We start from the raw sequence: 14,410 nt of genomic DNA on the forward strand, positions 1-14,410 counted from the left end.
TCACCACGGACGGGTTTTTCGGTTGCGGCCCCGCCGGTCAGCGCCGTGACGATCACGGCAAGATCGGACGCAGCCGACCCAGGATTCTTTGCTATTTCAGGATGACAGGATCGACATGAGCGCCGGTTTTTCCAACACGTACAGTCGTCGCGACAAACCCGAACGCAAACAGTCCGCCGCGGAAATTCTGCAGCGTAACCCGCCCTTCGATTTGGAAGCCGAAATGGGCGTCCTGGGCAGCGTTCTGTTGATGCCCGACGTGCTGGACGACCTGGCATCGCTGCGCAGCGAAGACTTCTATGACGACGCCAACCGGATGATCTATCAGACCTGTCGTGACATGTACGACACGGGCGAAAAGATCGACATCACATTGCTGGTGTCCAAGCTGCGGACCGCCGGCAATTACGACAAGATCGGTGGCGCCGCGTACTTGGCCAAGCTGTCCGGCGCAGTCCCCAATGCGGCACACGCGTCGTACTACGGCGAAGTCGTCGCAGAAAAAGCGGTCTTTCGACGACTGATCGAATCCAGCACGGAAATCCTCCGCGACGCATACGATCAATCCAGCACCGCCAAAGAACTGTGTGCCCAGGCGGAACAAAAAGTCTTTGCGATCATGGACGGCCGGTCCAGCCAATCGCTGCACAGCCTTAGCGAAGTGCTTCACCAAGCGATGGACCGCATGGAAGCACGCATGCGAGACGAGGTCACCGACGGCGGGGCGGAAACCGGACTGACCGACTTTGACCAGATGACCGGTGGGCTGCACAACGGCGAACTGATCATCCTGGCCGCTCGACCGTCGATGGGGAAAACGGCGTTGGCAATGAACATCGCCGAACACGTCGCCATCGAACAAAAATTGCCCGTGCTGTTCGTCAGCCTGGAAATGTCGGGCATCGAATTGGCCGACCGGATGCTGTGTTCGCTGGCCCGCGTCAACGGTCACCGCTTGCGAAACGGAACCATTTCATCCGACGACCAAGGACGGTTGGTCCAAACGGCCAACGAGATCAGCCAGGCTCCGCTGTTCGTCGACGATTCACCCAGCCGAACGGTCAGCGAAATCGCGGCGGCCGCCCGGCGGATCAAACGCCGTGAAGACGAACTTGGCATGATCGTGATCGATTACCTGCAGCTGATCGAACCCGACAACTCGCGCGACCCACGGCAAGAACAGGTGGCCAAGATCGCGCGGCGTTTGAAAGGCGTCGCACGGGAACTGGGCGTCCCGCTGTTGTGTCTGTCTCAGTTGAACCGTCAGGCCGAAGACAGCAAGGATCACCGTCCCAAGCTTTCGCACCTGCGGGAATCCGGTGCCATCGAACAGGATGCCGACGTCGTGATGTTCGTGCACCGCGAAGAATACTATCATCGCGGCGAAGACCGAGCGCAATTCGCGGGCCAAGCTGAAATCATCATCGCCAAACAGCGGAACGGTCCGGTCGGTGAAGTCGAATTGACATGGGAATCCGACTTCACGCGATTCACCAACCGAGCGCCGGAGCACCACAGCGAATTTGACGACTACGCCGAATTCACTTCCCCCGGCGGCTGATCCCGCGCGGATTCACACCACGCCGAACCAATGCCGCACGTCACGCTGTGCGTGTTAAATACTTAGTGGAAAACCTGTAGCCGGCGCGATTGACACCGACTCATTTCGACGGCTGAAGCACCCATTTGTAGAAGCTGTCCGACGGTCGGTCACGATGAAAGATCAACCGCAGATGACGGTCCAGCGGGTCCACATCGGGATCACGCAATTCGTCAGGCACCGTCGATGCATCATCCGCGGCATCCAATCCCATCGAACTGTCGAACATGTCCATCTCGCTATCGAAACCCAGTTGGTCGGACTCATTCACGGCCAGATCGGCGTCATCGTCATCTTGCTTCGGCGGCAATCCCCGCCACGCATCGGGCCAGTAAGACTCCGGTGGTTCGTCTGGTAACTCGACATTGAATCCTTCGATTCGTCGTCCCCATAGAACCAGTCTCGTTCCATCCGGCTTGACGCCAAAGGGCAGGGGGCCAATGCCGATGATTGCGTCGCGGGACAAATCCATCTCGTCTTTGGCAAACGCAAGAACCTCGTCATAAGACGACGGCCAACGACCTCGGTCGATTTCGAATCGTTGGCAAACGAGTGCCAATCGGGCCAAGCGAATATTCTCCTCGGTTCGAATCACCGTCACGGCGATTGCTCTTAACGCCGGCAGCGTCATGCCCGTCGTCATGGTTTCGACTCGTCGCCAAAGGTTTGCCGATTCAAGAGTGGACTCCATGTCGGCGTTGGTTTCCGCCGCCGCACGCAGAAAGGTCACCGGATCATCGGTCGGCAAGGCGAGGAATCTTTCATACCACCTAAGGGTTTCCAATTGGTCGCGGGGACCCGCCATGCCCAGCATTTTGCGAGTGATGCCATCGGGCAACGTCCCATCTTCAAAGACAGTCACCGCGACCACCCGTTCACCGATCATCGCCCGTTGAAAGGCTTTGTCCCAAGGAAGCACGCGATCCAGGTTTGCTAGAAGATTGTCGATCTGATCCGCGTTCAATTGGCCAAGCTGAACGACACGCCGCAATTCTTCCAACGCGACGTTGAACACACCCAGTCGAATCAGCTGGGGAAACACCATCGGCTCGCCTTGCAACGTACTTTCCAAGGCAAACAGTTGCCCAACGGCTTGGACGCATGCGTTAATGTCACCGCGATCGATCGCTTCAAGATGCGTCAACGCAAGGATAGAAGCGATCTCGCGAGCCACATCGGCCGCCGGTGGAATGGTATCGACGCCGGCATACGTCATCGGCGTATGAATCGGTCCAGCCCCATCAAGCACCTCGGCCAGATCATCACGCAGCGTGCCGGTTTCTTCTAAGAACCGCCGCACCGTGTCTCGCTCGCCCCACGGTTCACCGGCCCACAACGGTTGGCATGCGGCCGTCACATCGACCCGGGGAACACCGGCAACACGATCGCGATAGCCCGAGTCGGGGCGAAACTGGCGGATCACATCCACCCACGACTCGGTCTGTTCGTCGGATGCCAATTCCTGTCGGTACGTTTCCAAAGAATCCGGATCGATGGGCATTCCGGCATCTCGGATCGCCTGTTTCATTTCCGCGACTTGCGTTTTCGCACCGCTCTGCCGGATCGCGACGACGATCAAAAGCGATGCAACGATACCGATGGCAATGACGAAAAGGCCGATCACCGCCTTCTGTAAACAACCCAACCACCTGCGTTTGCTCGGACGCTCCGACTTCGAACTCATTCGATCAACCCATCCCGCCTCTGTTGACTTTCGTAAGCCCACAAGGCTAGCAGATAGGCTTCGCTTTGCGTGATGGGACTCGCCCTGCCGCGCCGTATTGCGGCCCGACAATCACTTATCGTGCTTGTTCTCCCCAGGGATATAGCGTCGTCGACCTTGCCGCGATTTTGCATAAGCCGCGGAGATCTTACGCGCCTGTGCACGATCTTCCGGGGTATCGTCCCAGTGTTGTTGAATGACCGCTTCGGCCTCGGCAGATTCCGACCCCGTATCACCGATCAATTCTCGCTTTTCAGCAAGCCGACGTTTCAGGTCTTTCACCACATCGGCATAGTCTGGATCGTCGACGACATTGGTCAGCTCCAGCGGATCGGACTGCAAATCGTACAGCTCCCAAGCCGGCGGCGTCCGCGGTTTCCCACGGTCTCGGAAATCCATCCCGTAGAAGAACATCAACTTGTATCTCTTGGTTCGAATACCGAGGTGGCCGGGGACATCGTGATGGGCGATGTGCATCCAATAGCGGTAATAGGCTTCTTGTTTCCAGTCCTTGGGTTCGATTCCCGTTTCACATAACTCGCGAAACGACCGTCCTTGAACCTCAGGCGGAATCGTCGCAGCTGCAAAATCCAACAACGTCGGTGCCAAGTCGATGTTTTCGATCATCGCATCCGATCGCACATTGGCCGGGATCGCGGGAGGGTAGTGGATGATCAACGGGGTACGCATCGATTCGTCAAACATCCATCGCTTGTCAATATAGTCGTGTTCGCCCAGCATCATTCCCTGGTCCGACGTGTAAAGAATGATCGTGTTTTCAAACAGATTGTTGCGTTTCAGATAATCAAACAATCGCCCCAAGTTATCGTCGACGCCTTTGACACAACGCAGATAATTCTTCAGATAGGTCTGATACGCCTTCTCAGCGGCGGCACGGTCCGACAGCGACGGATCGTCCGCATACATGTGTGTGTAATTGCGAAACGGATTTCGACGCGTGACCGATGTACCGATATGTGGCAACAACTGGTCGTTCACGCCCCGAGTCGCCAGGGAACCGAATCCGGCCGACTGTCGCCACATCGAATCGGGAATCGGGATGTCAGTATCACGCAGGTAGTCTTCATAGCGCGGCGCGTACTCAAAGAAGTCGTGCGGCGCTTTGTAGTGGTGCATCAGGAAGAAGGGACGATCCGCGTCACGCTGATTGGCAAGCCAGTCCAGCGTCAGGTCGGTGATCGCGTCGCTGGAATGCTTGCCCTTGATCTGAATCAGATTGTCTGGCCATGCCGTTTCACCACGCACCTGAAAGAATGGATCGAAATACTTGCCTTGTCCCGGAAGAACACAGTAGTGATCAAAATCGACGGGCTCATGGGTCAGGTGCCATTTGCCGATCACTGCGGTTTGGTAACCCGCCGCACGCAATTGCCGTGGCAACGTGTGGAACTCCGGCGAAAGACTGTCGTCCAAGTCGCGGGTGTTGGTTGTGTGGCAGTACCGGCCGCTGATCACACTGGCTCGCGACGGAGTGCAGATGGAATTGCTGCAAAAGCTGTTCTCCAACAGCATTCCGCCCTCGGCCAGTTCATCCAAAACCGGCGTCGGGTCCACTTTCGCAAGCCGTCGCTGATAGGCCCCGATCGCCTGCGACGTGTGGTCGTCCGACATGATGAACAGGATGTTGGGTTGGCCAGATGCCTGGTCATCGGCGGCACAATCGCTTGCTTTCAGACACGCCGTCGCCGACAGCAATGTCAAAAGCGTCAATACGAAACATCTTGCACAGTTCATCATGGCCTCGCGAATGCGACTCTGGGGGACCGATCGGGCGGTCCGATGGATTAGCCGATGATGAACGCTGTGTATCTGATAGACCCGATCTAATCAATGGCTTTCCGGATGGGTCTCAATGACAACGCGGTGAATCTGGCCGGTGAACTTGCTCGTTTCCCGCGTGTACGCTCCGCTGACCGGCGTTTCCAGGTCGACGCCCACCCCGGCGGTTTCGTCAGCCGAATAGATGTTCGGCTCCGTCTTCGGGACGTGCCCAGTTGCGACCGATTGACCATTGACCGATAGCGTGACCGTTCCGCCTCCGCCGCGGCCACCCTCATAGCCGAAGCTCATCTTCAACGTTGATTTGCCAGCGGGAAGGGCAGACTTGCCAGAGACCTTTGTTTCTTGAAGTCCCAGGTAGTTGTAGACGAAGACCGGAATGCCCTTGTCAAGATAAAGACTGTAACCACCGAATCGTCCACCCTGGGCCAACACCACTCCATGAGTGCTCGCGTTATTGGTTTCCAAGTCGGCTTCGATGCTATAGGACGTGTTCTTCGTGTTGATAAAATCGTTCTCCAGCAGTCCGAACATGCCTTCGGATAACTCCAGCTTGGTGCGACCGAACATCAGATCGGGGCGGCCGGCAATCTGAGGGTTCGCAAGCTCGATCCGTCGATCATCCATCGGCAAAACGTTGTAGGCGATCGCTTCGCCAATGAAACGATCTTGAAGTTCGGCAAGCTTGTCGGGGTGCTGGTCGGCAACATTCGTCGACATGCTGAAATCTTCGGCGACGTTGTACAACTCCCAGACGTCATCCGCGATTCGATTCTGGGGCTCGCCCCAGGGCGGCGAGTGGATCGTGCGTGCCATCCACCCATTTTGGTATAGCGCACGATTTCCAAACATTTCAAAATACTGAATCGTGTGACGGTCCGCGGCGTCCGGGTTGTCGAAGCTATACACCATGCTGACGCCCTCGATCGGGCGTTGCGGAATTCCGTCGACCACTTTGGGCTGCGGGACACCGATGGCTTCTAAGATGGTTGGAACCACATCGATCACATGATGCCATTGGCTCCGCAATTCACCTTTGGATTGAATTCCGTCAGGCCAATGAACGACCATTCCCTGTCGGGTGCCACCGTAATCCGATGCCACTTGCTTGGTCCAAGCGAACGGTGAATCGTAGGCAACCGCCCAGCCTGCGGCCATGTGCGGATAGGTTTCCGGACCGCCCCACTTGTCGTAGTACTGCAGCATGAACTCAACATCCGATCCCTTCGGTTCGGCGTTGAAGTAGGTCATCTCGTTGTACAACCCGTTTTCGATACCTTCGGCGCTCGTGCCGTTGTCGCCGGCGATGTAGAATATCAACGTGTTGTCGATCTCACCCAAGTCTTCCACGGCTTGTACCAAGCGACCGATCTCCGTGTCGGTCATATCGATAAACGCCGCGAACACTTCGGCCTGTCGCGAAAACAGCTTTTTCTCGTCCGCCGACAAGTTCGCCCAGTCTTTGATCCAGTCTGGTTTTTGCGCCAACCTCGTTCCCTTGGGAATCACGCCGCTGGCCAACTGGCGTTGATAAATCTGTTCTCGCAACTGATCCCATCCCTGATCAAACCGTCCTTTCTGTTTTTCGATATACGACTTTGGCACGTGGTGGGGGGCATGTGTCGCGCCCGGTGCGAAATACATGAAGAAGGGTTTGTCGGGCGTCAGCGACTGCTGAAATCGCATCCAATCAATCGCCTTGGTCGTCATGTCGGACAGGAAGTGGTAGTCCGGCTGGTCCGGCGTTTCGACGCGATTTTCATTGTGATAGATGGTCGGCGTCCATTGGTTGGTTTCACCGCCCAGGAAGCCGTAAAATTCATCGAATCCTTGGCGGTTCGGCCAACGTGACATCGGCCCCGACGGGCTGATTTCCCACACCGCCGTCTCATGCCATTTCCCGTACGCGGACGTGCTGTAGCCGTTGTAACTCATCATCTTTCCGATCGCGGCGACATCATCGGGCAGAACCCCGGTGTACCCCGGAAACGATGTGGCCAATTCGGTAATCTTTCCCATCGCGGCGGAATGATGATTGCGGCCCGTTTTCAAAGCCTGGCGTGTCGGTGAACAAAGCGCAGTGGAATGAAATTGGTTGTAAAAAATCCCCTGCTTTGCGAGCTTGTCGAACGTATCTGTCCTGACCGGACCACCGAAATGACTGGTTCCGCCAAACCCAAGATCGTCCACCAAGACGATGATCACATTCGGTGCCCCCTTGGGCGGTTTCACCTCAAAGACCGACGGCGTGCCCATGTCGCGCGCGTCCAGCGTCTTGATCGGCGGGATGGACGGTGACTTGATCGGCAGAACCTCGCGGTCCTCAAACGTCGGTGTCGGCGGCTTGACCTTTTCGACTTCCTGAGCCGAGCAAACGGCACCCCACAAAATGATGGTGGTGGGGACTAGCTGGCGGATGACCGCTTTCATAAGAGTGCCCTCTGTTGCCACCTTACGTCGACGGCGTCGTGACGAAAGGAAGCATGGATTGATTAGGATGGAAAAGACTTCGACGAGAATCGTGTTTCTCGCCCTTCATTTGAGTCAAGACGAATGGAGCGGCGAACACGTAGGCAGATGACCGTTATATCAAGAGTCTTACGGTACAAACGACTGTTCACTCCGCCGGATGCGACGAATACACGATACCGCCACAAGAATTTCATACACCAAGTGAACCGTTGTGGCCCCAAGTGTTCGTGTCGTTGCGATGCTGGCTTCTGAATCGTAACCCACCGCAAACTCAGCGTTCCGTAACGCAACCCCTACGGAGCAACAGATAGCAATCCTTGTCGACGGATTTTCTGGAGCATCGCTCACGGGCCCACCCACGCACCAAGAAGCAAGACGGAAAAGTCACGGCTTTCCAACCAAAGCGTCCGACAAGATTGCCATCTCACTCGAACCAGTCTCGATGCAAGTCAGACCATCAACAAGAGGCCTGCCTCATCTCCGGATCCGTTGGAGTCCAGGCTTCAGCCGATTCTTTCATGTTGGCATTTCGCTCGGGCGGCTAAAGCCTGGACTCCAACTTGCCTAGCCCGGAGGAAAACAAGGAGGTCTGGCCTCGTCGATGAGTAATCCAGCCGGAGCATTGAAGTGAAACGATTTTAGCAGGACTCCGGCTTCGCGTATCGGTTGGCGTGGCGATCGATACACCTGGTGTTTCGTCCCGTTGCTGGATGCGCCAGCATTCAGACACCGCCCCTTCCATTGGTCCCGAACATCACGCCCTGTCTCCACCGCAACACACCTCAATGAGCGAGTGATCGACTTTGTTGTCCTCCAGGGTCCGAAAAGAGGCCTGACCCCTTTTAGGAGCTCGCAAGATCGTCAGGCCAGCGGGAGCTTATCAAAGCAAGGCCCGCCAAGCCAAGCTCAGTGTCCGCGCCGGCAGAAATTCGACAGTGCCATTCACGATCGCGGTAGGGACGGCTGTTGCCAGCCGCCCCCCGCACAGATCCGGACTTGCGTGTCTACCTCATCCGGCTCCTACGTCGAATCGGGCGTGAAAGTTTTGCTGAGGGTAGCTGTGTAAGATTCTCGGTGTTGGCAGATGCTTGCGTGCTAGACGTTGCATTCGAGTCCAGTCCACGTGCTGCGTTGGCTTCGGCGACGAAGCACGGCAAGCCAAAGCTTAGCGACTTCATTGCGAAACTGTTGCAACCGGACCATGTTCCCCGGCACCGCGTGGTAGTTCAGCCAGCCTCGCATCACGCGACCAAGCCACTTACCCACCACACCCACCGGCCAATGCCGACGCTGACGCAGTTTCGCCTTGATCGCCGCAAGCGTTGCACGCATTCGCTTGGCGATCGTCTCGCGACGGATCGTGAACCAGCCATGTGACCGGGTCACATCACAGCGGTGCGTAAAGCCGAGAAAGTCGAACGTTTCCGGTCGACCCTCCCCGCGCTCTTTGCGGTTGCTCATGGCGAACCGACCGAACTCAATCAGCCGAGTCTTTTGGCCGTGAAGCTCCAGACTGAACTTGGCAAAACGTTCTCGAAGGTCTTCCAGGAACGCTTCGGCCTCGTACTTGTGCTGAAACCCGACAACGAAATCATCCGCGAAGCGTATGATGACCATGTCGCCACGACCGCGACGATTACGCCAGCTTTGAATCCAGAGGTCTAAGACGTAGTGAAGGTATATGTTCGCAAGCAGCGGGGAAATCACCGCTACCTGTGGCGTCCCCACCTTCGTCTCGGACCACTCCCCGTCATCACTGACACCGGCACGAAGCCATTTGCCGATCAAACGGAGCACACGTTTGTCCGCGATGCGGTGTTCCAGAAACTTCATCAACCAGTCATGGTTCATGTTGTCAAAGAAACCTTTCACATCGGCGTCCAATACCCAGTTCACCTTCTTGCTCGTCAAAGCAACACTGAGCGCATCGAGCGCCTTGTGCTGACTCCTTCCGGGCCGGAAGCCATAGCTGAAGCCGAGAAAGTCCTGCTCGTAGATGCACTGCAAAACCCAACCGACCGCTTTCTGGACGACCTTGTCCTCCAGCGAAGCAATCCCGATTGGACGCTCGCGCCCATCGGCTTTGGTGATGTAGATTCTCTTCGAAGGCTTTGCTCGGTAGCTTCCCCGATGAACGCGACCGTGAAGATCGGCGATGCGATCTTCCAGGCCCTGTTCGTAGTCGTGCCACGTCACTACATCGACGCCCACCGCCGCGGTCTTCTTCAAATCGAAGAAGGCTTCGGTCAACAGGTTCTCGTTGACGTGATGCAGCAACGACGTGAACTTCAACTCGGGCTGCGCCCGAGCCGTCTCACGCACGCCTGCCAAACCGTAAGACCTGCCACGTTTCCGCTTCGGTGCGCGGGACACGTCGGCTTGACCTGCGTTCTTCTTCGTCGGCTCCCTTCCCTCGGCGGACTCCGCCGAGGGTTCAGCCCCCGCGTTGTTCATCCGAGTCGGCGGTACTACGAAGCCGTCTGACTTCCCATCGGCGTTCATGTCAGGCTTTCCCACTGAGTGGTTCCCTGACCGGGCCAAGCTTGCTGCCTGGCCGCCGATAGGATCTCCCGGTTCTCGCGTTTGGAATGTCCACGCATGCACAGGTTCACAGACTCCGCCGTGTTCGCATCGATCTCGCCCAAGTAGCGATCGACCCGATGTTGCCTTCCCCTTGTCAGGACAAAGTCGGCACACGGAAGCATAAAGATTCCGGAGCTCAATAGCTGGCCTACGTTTCCCCCGGATCGGATGCTCAGCACGACGTCGTTACCTTCATCGCACCTCCGGCAGGGGCCGAAGCAGTTGGCTAAACCTTCTTCGTAAAAGACTCTCACTTTCTATTCCAAACCGGTTTTATCCCGGCACTCCCTGACCCCTTTGTCTTATCCAGATGACCGTGCGATGCATCGTCGAACCACTCGTAGCGGATCGCATCAGTCGCCCAGGGCGATTTCGGAGATTCTGATGCCTTTTGGCGATTTTTCTGGCGGGTAGCGAGCCGAAATCGTGCTCTTCCCAAGTAGAGCCAACTTCAAACGGCTTCATCGCAACATGAGCTGTTTTGCCGAATGCGTGGACTGATGTCGAGACTCGCATGCCCGGGCAAACCCCGGGGTGGTTGGTCAAATCGTCGTTGGCAATCCCGTATCGGACGCACACAAGCGAAAGAGGAAGTTGAATGTTGAACGGAAGCAGCTTGGATCTGGATGAATCCAAGCTCTTAAGGATCGCTGAAGTCTTCTCGCATTGTCTCCACGACGACGCGGACCGGTGGCAGTACTCACTTCCGATGAAGCAGTTGCATGAGCAGGGCTTTTCATCTGACCAGTTGAGCAAACTAGTTTCTTCAAACTGGATCGAACACGCGTTGGAGATCGTATCTGACAACGCTTCGCAGCGACGTTTTTCCTTCGATGGTTCGATGTCGTTCTCCGAGTCAAGTTGCTTCGCTTTGAGCGTCGAGGGTCGACGGATACTCAGCGGGCTCGTTACGCTCACTGGCGAGATCGCAAGGCCTGGTTCTTCAATGCACCCGTTTGCAAAGCCAGTCTGGGACGATGAGGGAAATCGCTTGACTTTCGCGGGCGTCCTGGTGAAACGTTACAGGCAACCAGCCGAAACGCAAAAGTGTGTGCTGCGTGCTTTTCAATCGCAACAATGGTCGAAGCAAATTGAGAATCCACTGCCCGACGAAGGATTTGTCGATCGCGTCGACCAACTCTATGAAACCGTTCGGTCGTTGAATCGTTGTCGCATCGTCAAGCTTATTCGATTCGAGACGATCGAGAGTCCTCACTTCATCGGATGGATCCTCGAACCTCAAGAACAGCCAAACAAGGTACAAAACGAAAAGCCGAAGAAGCACCCGGAAAGCACCCCGAGGTGATTCGGCAGGTGTGTGCATAATTCTGGACGTTCCAAGCCAGTTTCGAGGGAAGGAAGTTACCGTGCAAACAAAAAACACCGCAGCAACCGATGCAAAGCTGTCAATCCTCGTAGCCATTATTGTGCTCGCTGCAACACCCCTAAAAGCTCAGGCTCAGGAAGACGCTCCCAGCGCGACTCGACGCCCCACCGCCCTGAACGCCACTCAGGTCCACCAAGTTGACTCGCAGGCCCGTTTTCACCAAATCGACTTAGGCAAACTTGATCCTGCGGAGCCAGTTTCCCTCGGCATCACGCTTTCGAACACGGAAACGATTGCTCGTCCGTTGAAAGAAGTGTTGGTTTCGTGCGGATGTGTTGCGGTCACGAAGGATGCGTTGTCGCTAGATCCCGGAAACACGCGTCTTGAGTTTAAGGTCACGCCATCAACGAAAGCTGGGACTCACCGCGAGAGCATTCAGTTCGTCTACCGTGACACCGACGAAACTTCGAGCGAGGAAACGACCGTCCTGCTTACCTACCTATCCAAGCCACGCGTCGTTGTCGAGTTTGAGCGAGATGCATGGGAAGTCGATGCGACCGACAGGGGAACTTTGACCAGGGTGATCGTGCTGCGTAGCGATGTACGTGACGACTTGTCGTCCATCGTGGCGGCGACCTCACGAACGGATATCGCCCTAACTGTAAAGGATGTCAGACGCGAAGGTGAATCCTTTGTTCGAGAAGTGGTTGTTACGCTGACGAGTGATGGCAAACGCTCAATACAATTACCCCGACATTTCTCGATCCATTTAAAGAACAAGCAACGTGATAAAGCCATAGCGAGCGTTCCGATGGTCGCCGTTGCAGCTGTTGAGGTTGATATCACGGCAATAAGGCAAGGAGGTGTCCTCAAAATCTATAGTCGCTTTTCGAAACCTCAGTCTGCCGCCCCGAAAACAGAGATCGATTTCGTTGACAGGTCGGCAGGGCGGAAAAAGGCGATAAAGGCAGTGCGGCTGAACTCCCGTTTGTATCGTTCCGAGCTTCCAGGCGGTTTGAACGACGCTTTGGCCAACGCCCTGTTCCGGGTCTCGACGGGAGCAAACAGAGAATCCACATATGAGTTTCCTCTCGCGCGATATGCCGAGGATTGATTCTTGTCCCTCGCACGTAAGTGCCCAAGCTCTAATTAATGCACGTTCGTCCTCTCACTCAAGCGATCCTGGCAATGAACCTAAAAAAGCAAATGCCCTCCTGCCGAGAAACACCAAGTAAAGTTGTGAAAACAAGCGTTGCACGAAGGTGGTGCCGTTTCTTTTGGCGAGCTTCGTTGGTTGCCGTGGCTTTGTCGATGCTGTCTACCTCGGGAACCGTTGTGGCTCAAGATCGGCCGATCAAAGTTTCGGCAAACCGGGACTTCGAAAACATTCTGTTTCATGCGATGGAGCAGCGGGGGAAGTTGATCTCCGTGAGCTTCAAGTACCAAATGAACTACACAGAGGCTGGCGAAGACTCGATCACTTGGCGACAAACAGGCGAATTAAGTGTTGACGAAAGGACAGACGCTTTCGCACACCTGTTTCAACGAATTGAAAAACCAAGCCCGGTGGAAGCGAAAGCACTGAGGGGAAACAAAGAAACGGCATCGGAGGGATCGCGTCGCTGGCAGCCCGGCGGTGTTGTGAAAACCGACCAGGGCCTCTGGATTTGCAGCCCTGAGATGCCGCGTGTTCGTCTCGTTCGAAATGGGGAACCCAGCGGCTTTTCATACTCGGTGCCATTCGCCGTTCGCGGCTTGGGGTTTTCGTTCTATGGGAACTTCCTGCGAAAAGATGACCTGGATTTCGCCATCCTGCCGTACCTGACTTATCCGTCCATTAAAACGCTTTCGTCAGAAGCGGGGATCGATGTGTTGAAGAAGACCAAACTGAACGGGGGAGTTGATTCCCTGAAAAACAATGCGGTCGAGTTTTTCAATGCAGGAGGATACGTGCTGGCAATCGATACGAATCGAGACTACTGGCCGATCGCCGGGCTCTACGAGCGAACGCGTTATGTGAAAAAGAAAGACGGAAGTTTCCGAGAAAATGGGACGCAGGTGGTTACTAAATACGAATGTGACCTAGAGCTATTCAATGGCCGATGGGTGCCCAAAGATTTTCGTTATTCAGGAACGTCTGGATCGCACGTCGTTGCCTTGCAGTGGTCCCAGTGCAACCCTGCCGAGCCTTTCGAACCATTCAATCATCTTACCCTGGCCAATCACGTTGCCGACGTAATGGGCCGTATCAATTCGAAGTAGTTGTTTTTTGTTCCTCTACTGAAGGAAAGATTTGTTATGTTGAAGTTGAATTTGAAGATGCTATGCTGCGTGTGGGCGGCTGCCTGCGGTCCTTGGGCCATTGGGCAAAACTGCTTTATCGATGCCGGTGCGACGTGCGAGGATCAGATCGGACTTGAATTTCTGTTCGCGTGCAATGCGACGCCTTGTTTGTATGAACATGTGATGGAGGGCGCGAACAGGAAGGTTCAGAACGGATTTTATGTTTTGAACTATGATTGCCCTGGGGATCATATTGAGGGTGTCGTCCAAGACGACGAAACCTACGACTGCATGGTTGATAACGATGACGGAACATATAACGGCATTGCGCCCGTTGAGACGGTGCAGTGTGTCAAGTTTCGTGTTTGCAAAGCGGGTTGCGAGGAAACCAACCAGACAGACCCAAATAACCCCATGATTCGCCTTGCTTACTGTCAGTCGTCGACGGTCCCCACCTTCTCGCATCCTGACGGGGAATTCGAGTCGACACCGTGCTTTGGTGAGTGTCAGCAAGGTGGTGATGATGACGTCGGGGACGATTACCAATGATCCGTCATACCATGGCAACGCCATTTTAGTCGATTTTGGGTTGTCACATTGGGCGAACTTCGTAGCGATGTAG

General features: G+C 55.5%; 9 protein-coding genes. 5 read left to right on the forward strand and 4 right to left on the reverse strand.

Features of this window, described 5'->3' with window-relative positions:
* The first annotated feature begins 115 nt into the window (after nucleotides 1-115).
* Entirely contained in the window at nucleotides 116-1,561 is a 1,446-nt protein-coding gene (dnaB, locus tag Mal65_RS13260; RefSeq protein WP_145298333.1) for a replicative DNA helicase, read from the forward strand.
* A 100-nt stretch (nucleotides 1,562-1,661) separates the two neighbouring features.
* Here dnaB and Mal65_RS13265 read toward each other — a convergent pair whose 3' ends face one another.
* The 4 genes from Mal65_RS13265 to ltrA form a co-directional block, all read right to left on the reverse strand.
* The gene (locus tag Mal65_RS13265) at nucleotides 1,662-3,284 is read right to left on the reverse strand and encodes a hypothetical protein (RefSeq protein ID WP_145298336.1); all 1,623 of its coding nucleotides are present in this window, start codon (nucleotides 3,282-3,284) and stop codon (nucleotides 1,662-1,664) included.
* A 111-nt stretch (nucleotides 3,285-3,395) separates the two neighbouring features.
* A complete protein-coding gene (locus Mal65_RS13270; RefSeq protein ID WP_196784819.1) occupies nucleotides 3,396-5,054 on the reverse strand; it encodes a sulfatase family protein in 1,659 nt (552 codons plus the stop codon).
* Nucleotides 5,055-5,171: 117 nt separating this feature from the next.
* On the reverse strand, nucleotides 5,172-7,553 hold the full coding sequence (locus Mal65_RS13275) for an arylsulfatase (protein ID WP_145298339.1): 2,382 nt from the start codon (nucleotides 7,551-7,553) through the stop codon (nucleotides 5,172-5,174).
* A gap of 1,137 nt (nucleotides 7,554-8,690) precedes the next feature.
* Entirely contained in the window at nucleotides 8,691-10,097 is a 1,407-nt protein-coding gene (gene ltrA, locus Mal65_RS13280; RefSeq protein ID WP_231131361.1) for a group II intron reverse transcriptase/maturase, read from the reverse strand.
* 679 nt (nucleotides 10,098-10,776) lie between these two features.
* On the opposite strand from ltrA, the gene Mal65_RS26495 reads away from it, so the two are divergent.
* The 4 genes from Mal65_RS26495 to Mal65_RS13295 all read left to right on the forward strand — a co-directional run bounded on the left by Mal65_RS26495 (nucleotide 10,777) and on the right by Mal65_RS13295 (nucleotide 14,337).
* Entirely contained in the window at nucleotides 10,777-11,484 is a 708-nt protein-coding gene (locus Mal65_RS26495) for a hypothetical protein (RefSeq protein WP_165701250.1), read from the forward strand.
* Nucleotides 11,485-11,545: 61 nt separating this feature from the next.
* The gene (locus Mal65_RS13285; RefSeq protein ID WP_165701251.1) at nucleotides 11,546-12,619 is read left to right on the forward strand and encodes an Ig-like domain-containing protein; all 1,074 of its coding nucleotides are present in this window, start codon (nucleotides 11,546-11,548) and stop codon (nucleotides 12,617-12,619) included.
* A gap of 74 nt (nucleotides 12,620-12,693) precedes the next feature.
* The gene (locus Mal65_RS13290) at nucleotides 12,694-13,767 is read left to right on the forward strand and encodes a hypothetical protein (protein ID WP_145298344.1); all 1,074 of its coding nucleotides are present in this window, start codon (nucleotides 12,694-12,696) and stop codon (nucleotides 13,765-13,767) included.
* Nucleotides 13,768-13,803: 36 nt separating this feature from the next.
* Nucleotides 13,804-14,337, forward strand: coding sequence for a hypothetical protein (locus Mal65_RS13295; protein WP_145298347.1), 534 nt, complete (start codon nucleotides 13,804-13,806; stop codon nucleotides 14,335-14,337).
* Nucleotides 14,338-14,410 lie beyond the last annotated feature (73 nt).

The organism is Crateriforma conspicua (assembly GCF_007752935.1).
Lineage (GTDB): Bacteria > Planctomycetota > Planctomycetia > Pirellulales > Pirellulaceae > Crateriforma > Crateriforma conspicua.

What these genes read in the sequence shown, in the direction of transcription:
- Mal65_RS13295 (WP_145298347.1), top strand. Translation starts at nt 13,804, where the DNA reads ATGTTGAAGTTGAATTTGAAGATGCTATGCTGCGTGTGGGCGGCTGCC.
- Mal65_RS13265 (WP_145298336.1), bottom strand. Translation starts at nt 3,284, where the DNA reads ATGAGTTCGAAGTCGGAGCGTCCGAGCAAACGCAGGTGGTTGGGTTGT.
- Mal65_RS13275 (WP_145298339.1), bottom strand. Translation starts at nt 7,553, where the DNA reads ATGAAAGCGGTCATCCGCCAGCTAGTCCCCACCACCATCATTTTGTGG.
- Mal65_RS13290 (WP_145298344.1), top strand. Translation starts at nt 12,694, where the DNA reads ATGAACCTAAAAAAGCAAATGCCCTCCTGCCGAGAAACACCAAGTAAA.
- ltrA (WP_231131361.1), bottom strand. Translation starts at nt 10,097, where the DNA reads ATGAACGCCGATGGGAAGTCAGACGGCTTCGTAGTACCGCCGACTCGG.
- Mal65_RS26495 (WP_165701250.1), top strand. Translation starts at nt 10,777, where the DNA reads ATGTTGAACGGAAGCAGCTTGGATCTGGATGAATCCAAGCTCTTAAGG.
- dnaB (WP_145298333.1), top strand. Translation starts at nt 116, where the DNA reads ATGAGCGCCGGTTTTTCCAACACGTACAGTCGTCGCGACAAACCCGAA.